Source organism: Nonomuraea diastatica, from assembly GCF_004349015.1.
In the GTDB taxonomy this organism is placed as follows: domain Bacteria; phylum Actinomycetota; class Actinomycetes; order Streptosporangiales; family Streptosporangiaceae; genus Nonomuraea; species Nonomuraea diastatica.
Map to the genome: position 1 here is coordinate 77,310 of NZ_SMKP01000005.1, position 12,427 is coordinate 89,736.

At 71.2% G+C, this 12,427-nt stretch carries 13 protein-coding genes and 1 pseudogene; 9 read left to right on the forward strand and 5 right to left on the reverse strand.

What is annotated here, in order from left to right:
* Window positions 1-10 precede the first annotated feature (10 nt).
* From E1294_RS02800 to E1294_RS57915, 4 genes and pseudogenes are all read left to right on the forward strand, one after another.
* The gene (locus E1294_RS02800) at window positions 11-1,372 is read left to right on the forward strand and encodes an ABC transporter substrate-binding protein (protein ID WP_132504122.1); all 1,362 of its coding nucleotides are present in this window, start codon (window positions 11-13) and stop codon (window positions 1,370-1,372) included.
* Window positions 1,369-2,733 carry a sulfatase family protein gene (locus tag E1294_RS02805; RefSeq protein WP_165977046.1) on the forward strand — a complete coding sequence of 455 codons (1,365 nt, stop codon included), beginning with the start codon at window positions 1,369-1,371 and terminating at the stop codon, window positions 2,731-2,733. Before E1294_RS02800 ends, E1294_RS02805 begins: the two co-directional genes overlap by 4 nt.
* Window positions 2,734-2,758: 25 nt before the next feature.
* Window positions 2,759-4,252 carry a sulfatase family protein gene (locus E1294_RS02810; protein WP_165977047.1) on the forward strand — a complete coding sequence of 498 codons (1,494 nt, stop codon included), beginning with the start codon at window positions 2,759-2,761 and terminating at the stop codon, window positions 4,250-4,252.
* A pseudogene (locus E1294_RS57915) lies at window positions 4,183-4,497 on the forward strand (HIT domain-containing protein); the annotation flags it as partial. The gene E1294_RS02810 and the pseudogene E1294_RS57915, both read left to right, overlap by 70 nt.
* A 117-nt stretch (window positions 4,498-4,614) precedes the next feature.
* Here E1294_RS57915 and E1294_RS02820 read toward each other — a convergent pair.
* Window positions 4,615-5,433 (reverse strand): sugar nucleotide-binding protein, encoded by an 819-nt coding sequence (locus E1294_RS02820; RefSeq protein WP_132504127.1) that lies wholly within the window; start codon window positions 5,431-5,433, stop codon window positions 4,615-4,617.
* Window positions 5,434-5,518: 85 nt separating this feature from the next.
* Here E1294_RS02820 and E1294_RS02825 point away from each other — a divergent pair, with 85 nt between their 5' ends.
* Complete coding sequence (locus tag E1294_RS02825; RefSeq protein WP_132504129.1) at window positions 5,519-5,965, forward strand: SRPBCC domain-containing protein; 447 nt, start codon at window positions 5,519-5,521, stop codon at window positions 5,963-5,965.
* Window positions 5,966-6,009: 44 nt separating this feature from the next.
* On the opposite strand, the gene E1294_RS02830 is transcribed toward E1294_RS02825, so the two are convergent.
* Both E1294_RS02830 and E1294_RS02835 read right to left on the reverse strand, forming a co-directional pair.
* The gene (locus E1294_RS02830) at window positions 6,010-6,963 is read right to left on the reverse strand and encodes a DUF3500 domain-containing protein (protein WP_132504131.1); all 954 of its coding nucleotides are present in this window, start codon (window positions 6,961-6,963) and stop codon (window positions 6,010-6,012) included.
* A 121-nt stretch (window positions 6,964-7,084) separates the two neighbouring features.
* Window positions 7,085-7,942: an alpha/beta fold hydrolase gene (locus E1294_RS02835; protein WP_132504133.1), complete on the reverse strand. Its 858-nt coding sequence runs from the start codon at window positions 7,940-7,942 to the stop codon at window positions 7,085-7,087.
* A 77-nt stretch (window positions 7,943-8,019) separates the two neighbouring features.
* On the opposite strand from E1294_RS02835, the gene E1294_RS02840 reads away from it, so the two are divergent.
* Window positions 8,020-8,904: a helix-turn-helix domain-containing protein gene (locus E1294_RS02840; protein WP_132504135.1), complete on the forward strand. Its 885-nt coding sequence runs from the start codon at window positions 8,020-8,022 to the stop codon at window positions 8,902-8,904.
* A gap of 96 nt (window positions 8,905-9,000) precedes the next feature.
* On the forward strand, window positions 9,001-9,312 hold the full coding sequence (locus E1294_RS02845; protein ID WP_132504137.1) for a hypothetical protein: 312 nt from the start codon (window positions 9,001-9,003) through the stop codon (window positions 9,310-9,312).
* Window positions 9,313-9,320: 8 nt separating this feature from the next.
* Here E1294_RS02845 and E1294_RS02850 read toward each other — a convergent pair whose 3' ends face one another.
* Together E1294_RS02850 and E1294_RS02855 are read right to left on the reverse strand one after the other, a co-directional pair.
* Window positions 9,321-9,674, reverse strand: a complete 354-nt coding sequence (locus tag E1294_RS02850) for a hypothetical protein (RefSeq protein WP_246082770.1) — start codon at window positions 9,672-9,674, stop codon at window positions 9,321-9,323.
* A 44-nt stretch (window positions 9,675-9,718) separates the two neighbouring features.
* Entirely contained in the window at window positions 9,719-10,231 is a 513-nt protein-coding gene (locus E1294_RS02855; protein WP_132504141.1) for an Lrp/AsnC family transcriptional regulator, read from the reverse strand.
* Window positions 10,232-10,337: 106 nt separating this feature from the next.
* Between E1294_RS02855 and E1294_RS02860 the strand changes: the two genes are divergently transcribed.
* A complete protein-coding gene (locus E1294_RS02860) occupies window positions 10,338-11,516 on the forward strand; it encodes an MFS transporter (protein WP_132504143.1) in 1,179 nt (392 codons plus the stop codon).
* Window positions 11,517-11,611: 95 nt separating this feature from the next.
* Window positions 11,612-12,421 (forward strand): S1C family serine protease, encoded by an 810-nt coding sequence (locus E1294_RS02865; RefSeq protein ID WP_132504145.1) that lies wholly within the window; start codon window positions 11,612-11,614, stop codon window positions 12,419-12,421.
* The last annotated feature ends 6 nt before the right edge of the window (window positions 12,422-12,427 follow it).

Sequence of the window (12,427 nt, forward strand, 5' to 3'; positions counted from 1 at the left end):
AGGCTCCCTGATGATCGATCCCTCCCTGACCCGCCGCGGCCTCCTCGGCACGCTCGCCGCCGGCGCCGCGGGCGTCCTCGTCGGCTGCGGCGGCTCCTCGCCCGGTTCCACCGATCCGGACGAGCTGACCACGATCGTGGTCTGGGATCGGGCAGGCGCGCACGCCAAGGCCCGGCAGGAGTTCTTCCGCACCTGGAACCAGCAGCAGGGCAGGTCCCTCGGCATCGCGGTGCGGTACGAGCCGCAGGCGACGGACAAGTACGAGGAGATCGTCCGGCTCGGCTTCCAGACCAAGAGGGCGCCCGACCTGTTCCACAGCCCTTCGGCGCAGCTGGGCGCGTTCGTCGCGGCCGGGTGGGTGCAGCCGCTGCCGGACCTGGTCGGCAAGGCCGTGCTGGACAAGGCCGCGCCCTACCACCAGAAGAACAGCGAGCTGGTCTGGGGCGGCGTGCCGTACGCGGTGCCGACCACCGCGTTCACCAACCGGATGGTGGTCAACACCGACCTGTTCGAGAAGGCGGGGCTGGACCCGGAGTCGCCGCCGGCGACCTTCTCCGAGGTGCGGAAGGCGGCGGCGGCCATCACCAAGATCGGCAAGGGTGACGCGTTCGGCATGCTGATCCCGATCAAGGCGACCGGGTTCCGGCAGTGGAGCGTCGACATCCTGCTGATGGCGGCCGACCCGGCGCTGGCCCAGTTCGGGCTGTTCAACGCGGCCACGCAGACGTACGAGTCGGCCAAGTACGCGCCGCTGCTCGAGCTCTACCGGAGCATGCTCACCGACAAGACCGCCTACCCGGGCGCCGCGACACTGACCAGCGACGTCGCCATCAACGCCTTCGGCAAGGGCGAGGCCGGGATGTACGTCACCAGCAGCGCGGTCGTGTCCTCGCTGGCCGATCTCGGCAGCGAGGTCAAGGCGGCCGCGGTCCCGCTGCCGGTGCCGGATGGGCAGAAACTGGTGCGGTCGCCGATGAACGCCGGATACCCGTACGCGATCTCGTCGACGACCGAGAACCCGGAGAAGGCCGCCAAGGTGTTCGAGGTCATGGTCGGCGACGGCATACAGGAGGCGCTGGCCGCGAAGGCGGCGCCGCCGCTGAACGCCGCCGTCTGGGACTCCGCCGCGATCAAGGACAACGCGCTGCTCCAGCAGTACCGGCCGGCCGAACGCGACGAGCAGTGGCCGAAGACGCCCGGCGGCCTGCTGCAGGTGGACGGGGAGAGCGTCGATCAGACCGTGGAGAAGCTGCTGCTCGACCCGTCGGCGGCGCTCGGACCGGCGCTCACCGCCATGCAACAGCGCATGCAGGCCGCCTACGACGCCGCGGTGAAGAACGGCGAGATCGACCCGCAGGAGTTCCAGGCGTGACGGCCCCGAACCTCGTCGTGCTGCTGGCCGACCAGTGGCGGGGCCAGGACCAGGGCTGGCTCGATGGCGCCCGCGGACGAGCCTCTCAGGTCCGCACCCCGCACCTGGACCGGCTGGCGGCCGGCGGCGCCGCGATCGCGGGCGGCTGCTCCAGCTCGCCGGTCTGCGGACCGAGCCGGGGCAGCCTGCTCACCGGCCGCCTGCCCCACCAGCACGGCGTGGTCGCCAACGACCTGCCGCTCTCGCCCCGGCTGGAGACTCTGGGGACGGCGCTGTCCGGCGCCGGATACCGGACCGGCTGGATCGGCAAGTGGCATCTGGCCGGGCTGCCACGGGACAAATGGGTGCCGCCCGCCGCACGGCCGGGAATCGAGCACTGGGCGGGGGTCGACTGCTCGCATGACCACCTCGACGGCCATTACTACGTCGGCGCCGAGAGCCCGACCAGGATCGACTTCGTCGGGTACGAGCCCGAGGTGCAGACCGATCTCGCGGTGGAGTTCCTCGCCGGGCAGGACGCCCCCTTCTTCCTCACGGTCTGCTACAACCCGCCGCACGACCCGTACGACTCGGTGCCGGAGCGCCTTCGCACCGGTTACCCGATCGAGCGGATGACGGTGCCGCCGAACACGCCCGGCAGCGACGAGCGGCGCGAGGTGCAGCGGCTCTACTGGAGCGCCATCACGGCGGTGGACGCGCAGATCGGCCGGATCCTGGCGGAGCTGGACCGGCTCGGGCTGCGCGAGAACACGATCGTCGTGGTCACCTCCGACCACGGCGACATGCTCGGAGCCCACGGCCTGCGGGCCAAGCAGAGCCCGTACGCGGAGGCCGTCAGGGTGCCGATGGTGATCAGCGGGCCCGGCGTTCCGGCCTGTCGCCCGGCCGGCCTGCTCGGCCTGGTCGATCTCGCTCCGACCCTGCTCGGACTGCTCGGGCTGCCGCCGATCGGGGTGTACGGCCGCGACCTGAGCGATCGGCTCCGATCCGGCGCCTCCCTGCGTACGGAGCTGCTGATCGGCAACTGGGTCAGCTTCGACAACGGCTACGACCAGGGCATCGGCGAGTGGCGGGGCTTCGTCACCGACGAGCTGACCTACGCGCGTACCGTCGACGGCCGGCCCTGGCTGCTGTTCGACGACCGCGCCGATCCCTGGCAGCTGAACAACCTGGCCGGCGACCCGGCGTCGGCCAGCCGGGTCGCCGCGGCCGACGACCGCCTGTCCGCGCTGCTGGCGGAGTCCGGGGACGGGTTCTGGCCGGCCGGCCGGTTGCTGACCGAGCTGGGCCTGGTCGATGACTGGAACGCCCGCGAGATCGCCCTGCGGGGCGACAGGGCCCGGCTGCTGCCGACGAGATGACCGCTCTGTGAGGAGAGACCCGTTCATGCCCACCCGCCCGAACGTGTTGTTCGTGATGACCGACCAGCAGCGGTTCGACACCATCGCGGCGCTCGGCAACCCCCATGTCGCGACGCCCCATCTCGATCGGCTGGCGGCCCGCGGGACCGTCTTCGACAACGCGTACTCCACCTCCCCGGTCTGCGTCCCGGCCCGCTACACGCTGCGCAGCGGATGCGAACCGACCAGGACCGGGGTGTACGACAACACCGTCCCCGGCGGGGGACACGCCGCGATCAGGGAACGCTGCGGCCCGTACCTGGCCGAGGCGATGGGCCTGCGCGGATACCGCACCTGGGGCGTCGGCAAGTTCCACACCGAGCCCTGGGACGCGCCGGTCGGCTACGAGGTGCAGCGGCACAGCGAGGAGTTCTACGGCAGTCCCGAGCAGCGCGCCGGGGACGCGTACGCGTCGTGGATCGCGACGGAACACCCTGAGTACGACTGGATCGAGGCGCTGATGGGGGAGCGGACCGACATGTACTACATGCCGCAGCTCAGCCCCTTGCCGGCGGACTGCACCGTCGAGTCGTGGGCCACGCGGGAGGCGATCGGGCTGATGGCCGCCGACGACGACCGGCCCTGGTTCGGATTCGTGTCCTACATCGGCCCGCACCCCCCGTTCGCGCCGCCGCTGCCGTACAACCGGATGTACGACCCCGACCAGATGCCCGACCCGGTGTGCGGCGATCGCGCCATCGACCATCTCGACCAGCACATTCCCTGGATGAACCACCTGGTCTACGCCGAGGACGTCGACCCGCACCGCGCCCGGACGCTGAAGGCCCGCTACTACGGCGAGATCAGCTACATCGACGGCTGCATCGGCGACCTGCTCGACGCGGTGGAGCGGCGGCCGGACGCCGACAACACCGTGATCTGCTTCTACGCCGATCACGGCGACCTGCTCGGTGACCATCACGGCTGGCAGAAGGAGAGCTTCTTCGAAGCGTCCGCCCGGGTCCCGTTCCTGATCTCCTGGCCGGAGCGGATCGCGGCCGGCGACCGTCGATCGGAGCTGGCATGCCTGACCGACCTGTTCGGCCTGGCCACCTCGGCCGCCGGCCGGCCGGAGCTGCGGCAGGGCAGCGACCTGCTCGGCCTGCTGGCCGGTACGGCGCCGCCCAGGGAGACGCTCTTCGGCTGCCACGGGCGCCCCGGCACCCGGCGGTTCAAGGCGATGGTGCGGCAAGGCCACCTGAAGCTGATCTGGCTGGCCAACGGCGGGCACCGGCTGCTGTTCGATCTGGAGGCCGACCCGCACGAGATCAAGCCGGTGCAGGCGGAACGGCCGGAGGACGCCGACCGGCTGACCGCGCTGCTGGCCGCGCGGCTCCGGTCCGAGGGCGTGGCCGAGGCCTTCGACCGCGACGGCCTCGGACCGGAACTGCGGACCTTCCCGTACGAGGAATGGCCGCTGACCAGGGTCCACCAGTTCGACCTGTCGCGAGGGATCACCGGCTTCGGCGCCGCCGGATAACCCGATGGCAGGCCCGGCCGGCGGGATGCGATCACCGGCAGGTGGACGCGTGTGTCTTCTGCGAGATCGTCGCTATGCGGGCTCCCGCCTACCGGGTGATGGAGGACGAGCACGCGGTCGCGTTCCTGGACCTCGCCCCCGCCGCGCCGGGCCACAGGCTGGTCGTGCCTCGCGGGCATGCGCGGGACGTGTGGGAGCCGCCGGAGGACGCCTGCGCCCAGGTCGCTCGGCTGGTGCATGGGGTGCGTCCCGCGGTGGCGGGGCGACGACGTGAGGCTGATGTGGAAGACCAGGAGAGCTTCGTCTCGGGAGCTGCAAGAGGTGCTGGAGCGGGTGACCGCGGCTCGGTGAGCGGTCACATGTCACCTCAGGAACTCCCGCGCGCCGCGCAGCCTGGTGCGGAGCCGCCGCTGGGTCAGGCCGCACTCCAAGCGCACGTCCGTCGGGCCGGGCACGCCGGCGTCCGCTCTCCGGGCGGAGGGCAGCCGGTCGGCGTCGAGGCCGTCGCGCCGGGCGAGGAGCCGCCCCAGCTCGTACCGGCTCACCGCGTCGGCCCCGGCGACGTGGTGGATGCCGTGATGGTCGGAGACGGCGAGTTCGAGGAGCGCGGCGGCGAGATCGACGACGTGCACGGGGCATCGTACGTCGTCGGTGAACAGCGCTCCTCTCACCCTGCCGGTGGCCAGAGCGTGCACCAGCGCCTCGTGCGGTGAACCGCCGTCACCGATGATCAGGGAGGTCCGGGCCGTCACCGCGGTCGGTGCGATCGCGTTCACGGCCGTCTCGGCGGCGGCTTTGGCGGCGCCGTACGGCGTGATCGGGTCGGGGACGCACGTCTCGTCATAATGGATCGCGGCGCCGGAGAAGACCGCGTCGCTGGACACCTGGACCAGGCGCGCACCTGCCGCAGTGGCGGCCAGGGCCACGTGCGCGGCTCCCGTCGCCGTGGTCGCCCAGTCCGTCTGCCGGTAGGCGGCGTTGATCACCACCTCTGGCCGCCATGCCGCGATCAGCGCGCCGACGTCCTCCCGCCGGCGCACGTCGAGCGGCGACCACGCGACACCCTCCGTCCCCCCTGATCGGGAGAGGTAGGTCGCGGCCACGTCATGTCCGCCCGTCGAACACTGCCGAGCGAGTTCGCCGCCGAGCAGACCACTGCCACCGACGATGAGGAACCTCATGGCGGGTCACCATAGTCGATCCTCCCTATACCAAGATCGTTCCTCCGGGTGGGGTGTGGACCCCGACGACACCGCGAGGTGAGGCGTGCACCAGATCCGAACGGAGATCCACATCGCGGCATCTCCCGAGCAGGTATGGAAGATCCTCTGCGATTTCGACGCCTATCCGGAGTGGAACCCGCTGGTGCCGAGGATGCGGGGCGCCGCGGTGACGGGAAGCCGGCTGTCCCTGCCGACCGCCCTCGGCCCGGAGGCCCCGTCGTCATGCCGATGCGCGACCGTGGAGGACGCGACCCCGCCGCGGCGGCTGGCCTGGCGTACCAACATGATCGCGCGCGGTGTCGCCAGCTCGGTGCACGCCTTCGAGTTGTCCCCCGATGAGGACCGTGGTGGCACGCACGTACGCCATCAGGAGACCGTCACCGGGGCGGCCGCTCCGTTGATGTGGCCGATGTTGCGCCGGTTCGAGCCGGTGTTCGAGCGGCTCAACCAGGCGCTGAAGAGCCGGGCGGAAGCGGCGGCCCCGGCGTAGCGGGAGGCCCGAGGCGGCGCAGGAAGCACTGGTGTGCAGGGCGGTCAGTGGTGCTCGGCGTAGTGGCGCGCGAGCAGGTCCTCACCCCAGTCGTTACGCAGGTCGCGCCACACGGAGTGGATGTGGTTGGCGTCGTCCTGGGTGTTGTCGTACTCCAGCAGGAACGTGGGCCCGGCGACGCAGTAGTAGTGGCCCTGCCCGCGCTGGTCGGATCCCATCCACGCGAACGTCACCTTGTCGAGTCCGGCGTCGAGCACGTCGCGCCAGCAGGTCTCGCCGTACCATCCTGGGGCACGGTCGAAATAGCGGCGGACGAGCCGTTCGAGCAGGTCTTTGGAGGGCGCCGACATGTCGGCGCAGGACAGCCCGCGGGGGATGCGGCCGGGATCGGCCACGGGGTCGTTGCGGGTGAGCACGTCGTCGGGGGCCGCCTGGCTGGTGATCGCGATCGAGCGCTGGTGCGGCGCGAGTCCGGCGAGCAGCTCCCGGCCCAGCTCCTCCTCTTCGGCGAGCAGCCGCAGGCCCCGCTGCGGCCCGGACAGGACCATGGCCGGCTCCGCGCCCAGGAAGCTCGGCGTGACGGCGATCGAGTCGCCTGCGACCGTGATGTGCACCGCGAGGTGGTGGCCGTTGACCCGCCACGTCCACGGGTCCCCTCCTCCCGGGTTGCCGAAGACCCGGAACCAGTAGCGGTCGCCGTCGATCTCGTCGACGCCGGTCGCCAGACGGCGCCTGATGCGCTCGAGTTCGATGACGCCCCTCGCCATGCGCGCACCGGCCACGCCGCAGCCGGTGTCGAGCAGGGCGAGCGCCAGCTCCTGCTGCCCGGAGGCCATCTCGGCCAGCGGCAGCCCCGGACGGGGGCCGGGGAGATAGGACCACTCGGTGCGCTCGGGCGAGCCGAACGCCGCCGTCGCCGCCGCCCTTCGCTCGGTGTCGAGCGAGCCGAGGAAGCGCAGCACCGCCTGGCGCATCGTCTGGACGTCATGGGCACTCATGGAAGGTTCCTTAACGGGAGGAGGGAGCCGTGAAGGTCAGAACACGGTTACTGACGCCACGAACCGCAACATACTGCAATCTAAACGACAGCTATGGGGTGCGGATCGTCGATCGTCCCGTTCAGTCCGCCCGCGCGGCGTGGATCGCGGCGAACGCCAGGAGAGGGGCCGCGGTGCGCTGCGGATCCTCGAGAATGGGTGTGTGTCCGAGACCGGGCAGCATCTCGACTCTGGCTCCGGGGACGATGCGGTAGCCGGCGGCGGATGAGGATCGCCATCTGCGATCGTCCTCGCCGAAGATCACCAGCAGCGGCTTGCCGAGGGCCCTCAGCCGATCCGGCAGCGCCCGCTCCTCCAGGTAGGCGCTGGTGGCCTGCATCGTCGTGGTGAGCGTGTGGTAGGTCATGCTGCGCACCTCGTCCAGGAGCTCATCCGGGATCTGGTAGCCCGGCCGGCTGAAAGCGGGCCTGGCGAACTGGCGGATCTGCTCGTCGGTCAGCGGCCACTGCGAGGGCCCGATCGCGGCGGTCTCCGGAGCGATGAAGGCGCCCAGGCTCGGGCCGGTGTTGATGAGCGCGAGCGCGCTCACCAGGCCGGGCCGCTGCTCGGTGAGGGCGGTGGCGACCGCGCCGCCGCTGGAATGGCCGGCGACCAGGGCACGCTCGACGCCGAGCCGGTCCAGTGCCACGCCGACCCGGCGTCCCTGCTCCGGGAGCGCGTAGCTGCGGTCCGCAGGTTTGGCCGACCGGCCGTGCCCGAGCAGGTCGATCCGGATGACACGATGGGCTGCGGTCAGCATCGGAACCAGCGCGTCCCACGAGCGGATCGAGGAGGCGGACCCGTGGATGAGCAGGAGTGCGGGGGCGTCGCGGGGGCCGTCCTGGCACACGTGGATGTCGCCGTCGTCCAGGGACAGCGTCGTACTCTCGGTGGCCTCGGCGTCGCCGTTCATGTGCGGTCTGCCGTCAGAAATCGTCATGGGGCCACTGTCGCCGCGGGTACGCACCGGTGGATTGGACGAATGTTCCCCCCAGCCGGCTCGCCTAGCATGGGACGGTGCGGACATTCGTCCACGGTGCGGCTGTGTGGGGCGTCGCGTGCCCGCGGCGGCCCAGCCGGGTGACCGGTGTCACCATGGCCGGGTTCGGGGTCCGTGACCTGGACGCGCTCCGGATGGTCCCGCACCCGGCCGTGACGCTGATCGTGGAGTTCGGCACCGGTTCGCCCGTGGTGGACTACGCCGCCGGGCGGCGGCAGCGGGGCAGCGTCGTCGCCGGGTCGGGGATCGGGTCAGGAGGCGCGGTCTGGGCGTCGGGCGAGAACGTGGAGTGTGTGCAGGTCCGCCTGTCCCCGGTGATCGCCCGCGCGGTTCTGGGCGTCTCCCCGGCCGACCTCGACGGCGCCGTGGTGGCCCTCGACGACCTGTGGGGCCGGGAGGCGGCACGGATCCGCGAGCAACTGGGTGAAGTCTCGTCATGGCAGGAGCGTTTCGCGCTGACGGACGCGCTGCTCGCCCGCCGGCATGCGGCGGGGCCACCGGTGGACCCGGAGGTGGCCTGGGCCTGGAGGCGGATCGTCGGCGACCGCGGCCTGGCCCGGATCGACGGGCTCGCGGCGGAGGTCGGATGGAGCCGTAAGCGCCTGTGGTCCCGGTTCAGGTCGCAGCTCGGCCTGCCGCCCAAACGCGCCGCGAGGCTGGTCCGCTTCGACCATGCCGCCCACCGCCTGGCCGCGGGCGAAGGAGCGGCGGGAGTCGCGGCCGACGCCGGCTACGCCGACCAGTCCCACCTGCACCGGGACGTCGTGGCGTTCACCGGGGTGACCCCCGCGACCGTGGCCGGCGAGCCGTTTCTGGCGGTCGACGACCTGGCGTGGAGCGACCGCGTCTCCAGGAATGTCGGGCTCGGTCGCCGGCCGGAGGCGAGACGGCCATCGCCGTGATCGAAGGTGGTCGCACGATCGAACCTTTGGGGATCCGGCGGGATCACAACGGATGACCAACGTGTTCTGTGGAGTCCGCCGGTTCGGAGGCTGTTCGTGGAATTCCTCATCGTGATGATCGTGGCAAGTGCCGCTCTCGCCGGAGGCGTCACCTATGCGGTCACGCGCCGTGATCTGCAGGGTGGCGCAAAAGTGGCGGTTCCTTTCGCGTGTGCCCTCCTGGTGGGCGTCGCCTGCACGTTCGTCCCCCATCTTCCGCTGTTCGCCTTCTTGGGGACCGTGGTGGTCCATCTGCTCGTGCGGCGCCTGCTCACGGCGAAGCTCGCGCTCGCCGCCTCGGGGGTCGTGCTTCTCGGCGGGTGCTCGTTCTCCGTGCTCCTCATGATGGTCGCCCTGGAGACCATGTGACGCGCGCGCTAGCGCAGCCAGCGCAGAGCCGCGTCGGCGCAGTCGTCGGGGTTGTCGTTGAAGGCGATGGCCGCGCCGGGCGCGTGCCGCCTGACCAGGTTGACCACCTTCTCGAAAAATCCGAGCAGCGGTTCGTGTTTGCGGATGCCGCCCCCGATCACCACACAGGCGTAGTCGTCGCGGGTCAGCGCCTCCACGATCGTTGCTTCGGGGTCGTCGTCGAGCGCCACCAGGCAATAGTCGGCCTCGATGCCGTGATCGTCGAAACGGGCGCGACCGCGTGCTATCGCCTCCTGGACCGGCTCCGGGTCATAGCCCTCGATCTTGGCGGGATCGAGGCCGATCACGAGTACTCGTTCCACTGTCACACGTCTCCTTCCTGAAGGTTCGCACACCCCAAGCGGCGTCACGCGCGAGCGCCCGGGTGGCGGCGCGTCCAGCCTTCCGAGGCGGTCACCCGACGGCTCCGCGGGGGCGCAGGTTCGACGGCACGGCCCTCGTACGGTGTCGAGAGCACGACGTGGGAGTTCATCTCGCCGTGCTCGCCGAGCCGTTCGAGCAGCCCTTCCAGGTGCGGCATCGAGGCGACCCGCACCTTGAGCATCGTGCACCAGCTACCGCTCAGCTTGTGCACCTCGGTGACCTCGGGCAGGTCCTCGGCGGCCGTGGTCTTGAGCAGGCAGCGGCCGTGCGCACAGCGCATCTGGACGAAGGCCGTCAGCGGCTGCCCGGCGCTGGCCGGGTCGATGCGCGCCTGGTAGCCCGTGATCACGCCCGACTCTTCGAGCCGTCGTACCCGTTCCGCCACGGCGGGTGCGGAGAGGTTGACGCGCCGGGCGAGTTTGTTGAAGGAGAGCCGTCCGTCGCGCTGGAGTTCGCCGATGATGCGCCAGTCCGTCCGGTCCAGCGATCTGTCCATGTGCAAAGCCTCGCACGACTGATTCCTTGCGAACCAGCGGTCTATGGCATCGAACTCCGGTATTTGCCCATTCAACGGCGGATTCGGCGTTCCTATCGTGAAGGCCATGGTTGTTGAGGTCCGGGCGGGCGGCGTGACCCGCGAGCGGCGGCCGATGGCGGCACTGTGTTCGGGGGTCGCCCTGATGAACGCGGCGATGGCGGTCGCGAGCGCGGCGGGCACGCTGGTCGCGGGAGACTGGCTCGGAGCGGGCTGGGCCGGCGTGCCGGTCACGGCGGGCATCATCGGGACCGGTGGGGGCGCGCTCGTGCTGACCCGGCTGACGAACCGCGCGGGCCGGCGCGCGGCCCTGATGACCGGCTATGTCGCGGCGGCGGTGGGAGCCTGCCTGGCGGTCGCCGGGGTCGTGGCGGGCGACATGATCGGCCTGACCGCCGGAATGGTGCTGCTCGGGCTCGGCAACGCCGGGGCGCAGTTGTCACGTTACGCCGCCGCGGAGTTGCATCCGGCGCGGCGGCGGGGGTTCGCGATCGGGATCGTGGTGTGGTCGGCCGCCATCGGAGCCGTCGGTGGCCCGCTGCTGCTCGACGCGTCCGGTGACACCGCCACCGGGATGGGGTTCACGTCGCTGGCGGGGCCCTTCCTGCTGGCGTCGCTCGCCTGCGCCGCGGCCGCGCTCGCTTCCGTCGCGGCGCCCTCACGGACGAGGGAGGCCATCGCGCCGCGTATGTCCTTACGGGCGCTCTCCCGTACGCCGGCCGCGCGGTCCGCGCTGGTCGTCATGGTGTCGGCGCAGGTCGTGATGGTCGCGGTGATGACGGCCGCACCGCTGGAGATGCACATGCACGGTGACGGGCTCGGGGCGGTCGGGGCCACGCTGTCCGCGCACACACTGGGCATGTTCGCGCTGTCCCCGGTGACGGGCCGCTTGTTCGACCGCTTCGGAGCCCGGCCGGTGATGCTCGGCGGCCTGCTCATGCTGGTCGTCTCCGCGGGCATGGCCGCCTTCGCTCCGGTACGGCTCGTGGCCCTGTTCCTGCTGGGCTACGCCTGGAATCTGTGTTTCGTCGCCGGCAGCGGCCGGCTCGCCCGGGACCTGCCCGATTCCGAACGGTTGCACGTCGAGGGCGCTGTCGACGCCGCCGTCTGGACCGTCGCGGCGGCTGCCGGCCTCCTGTCCACCATGATCATGTCCGCGGGCGGGTACGGTGCCCTCACCGTGACGGCCTGCGCCGTCGCCGTCCTGGCCACGTTCGCGCAGGTCCGCCCGCGAAGGGGATGCTGAAGCCGGCGGCGTGCGGGCGGTGCGGGGACCGGTTCTCATGGAGTTCTCAGGCGGACTTTGTAGCACTTTCGACTGAAATTTATGACTATGGGGCGATGGAGCGCGTGCCGCAGGAGGCCGGTGCGGCCGAGGCTCAGCAAGCTCGAAGAGCCGTGGCCGGAAAGGCCCGGCGGATGGTCATCGGGGGCGGCGTACTCGTCGTCGTGGCGTTGCTGGCGTACTGGCTGGGGACCTCCGGCGGGAACGGCGAAGGAGCCGCGCCCAGGGCGAGCGCGACGCCGACACCCAGCGCGACGCTCACGGTGCCGGACGTCTTCAAGAGAGTCGGGCCCTCGGTGGTGGTCATCCAGGCCGGGAAGTCGCTCGGCACCGGCGTGATCGCGGCCGACGACGGGACGATTCTGACCGCGCACCACGTCGTCAAGGGCACGAAGGACGTCAACCTGACGTTCGCCGACGGCACCAAGGCTAAGGCCGTGGTCGCGTCGTCGAACCCCGAACTCGACGTCGCGACCCTCAAGCCCGCGAAGCTGCCGGAGATCGTCGTCCCGGCGACGCTCGGCGGCGCCGTGGCCGTGGGCGCGCCCGTCGTGGCGATCGGCAACCCGCTGGGCCTGACCTACAGCGTCTCCACCGGCGTCGTGTCGGGCCTGAACAGGAGCGCCGACCGGAGCACGGAAGAGGGCGACCTGAGCGGGCTCATCCAGTTCGACGCCTCCGTCAACCCGGGCAGCTCCGGCGGTCCGCTCCTGGACACTCGCGGCCTGGTCATCGGGATCGTCGTCTCGATCGCCGACCCGGGAGGCGACGAGGCGTTCGCCGGCATCGCGTTCGCGGTGCCGATCGGCGTGGCCCTGGGCGGCACAGAAGGCGACGGCCCGCCGGGCGACGGGCCCGAGATCTGATCGAAG

Excerpts from the sequence above, each read along its gene's own strand:
- E1294_RS02865 (WP_132504145.1), top strand. The coding sequence starts at position 11,612 with ATGGAGCGCGTGCCGCAGGAGGCCGGTGCGGCCGAGGCTCAGCAAGCT.
- E1294_RS02800 (WP_132504122.1), top strand. The coding sequence starts at position 11 with ATGATCGATCCCTCCCTGACCCGCCGCGGCCTCCTCGGCACGCTCGCC.
- E1294_RS02810 (WP_165977047.1), top strand. The coding sequence starts at position 2,759 with ATGCCCACCCGCCCGAACGTGTTGTTCGTGATGACCGACCAGCAGCGG.
- E1294_RS02835 (WP_132504133.1), bottom strand. The coding sequence starts at position 7,942 with ATGACGATTTCTGACGGCAGACCGCACATGAACGGCGACGCCGAGGCC.
- E1294_RS02855 (WP_132504141.1), bottom strand. The coding sequence starts at position 10,231 with ATGGACAGATCGCTGGACCGGACGGACTGGCGCATCATCGGCGAACTC.
- E1294_RS02820 (WP_132504127.1), bottom strand. The coding sequence starts at position 5,433 with ATGAGGTTCCTCATCGTCGGTGGCAGTGGTCTGCTCGGCGGCGAACTC.
- E1294_RS02860 (WP_132504143.1), top strand. The coding sequence starts at position 10,338 with ATGGTTGTTGAGGTCCGGGCGGGCGGCGTGACCCGCGAGCGGCGGCCG.
- E1294_RS02830 (WP_132504131.1), bottom strand. The coding sequence starts at position 6,963 with ATGAGTGCCCATGACGTCCAGACGATGCGCCAGGCGGTGCTGCGCTTC.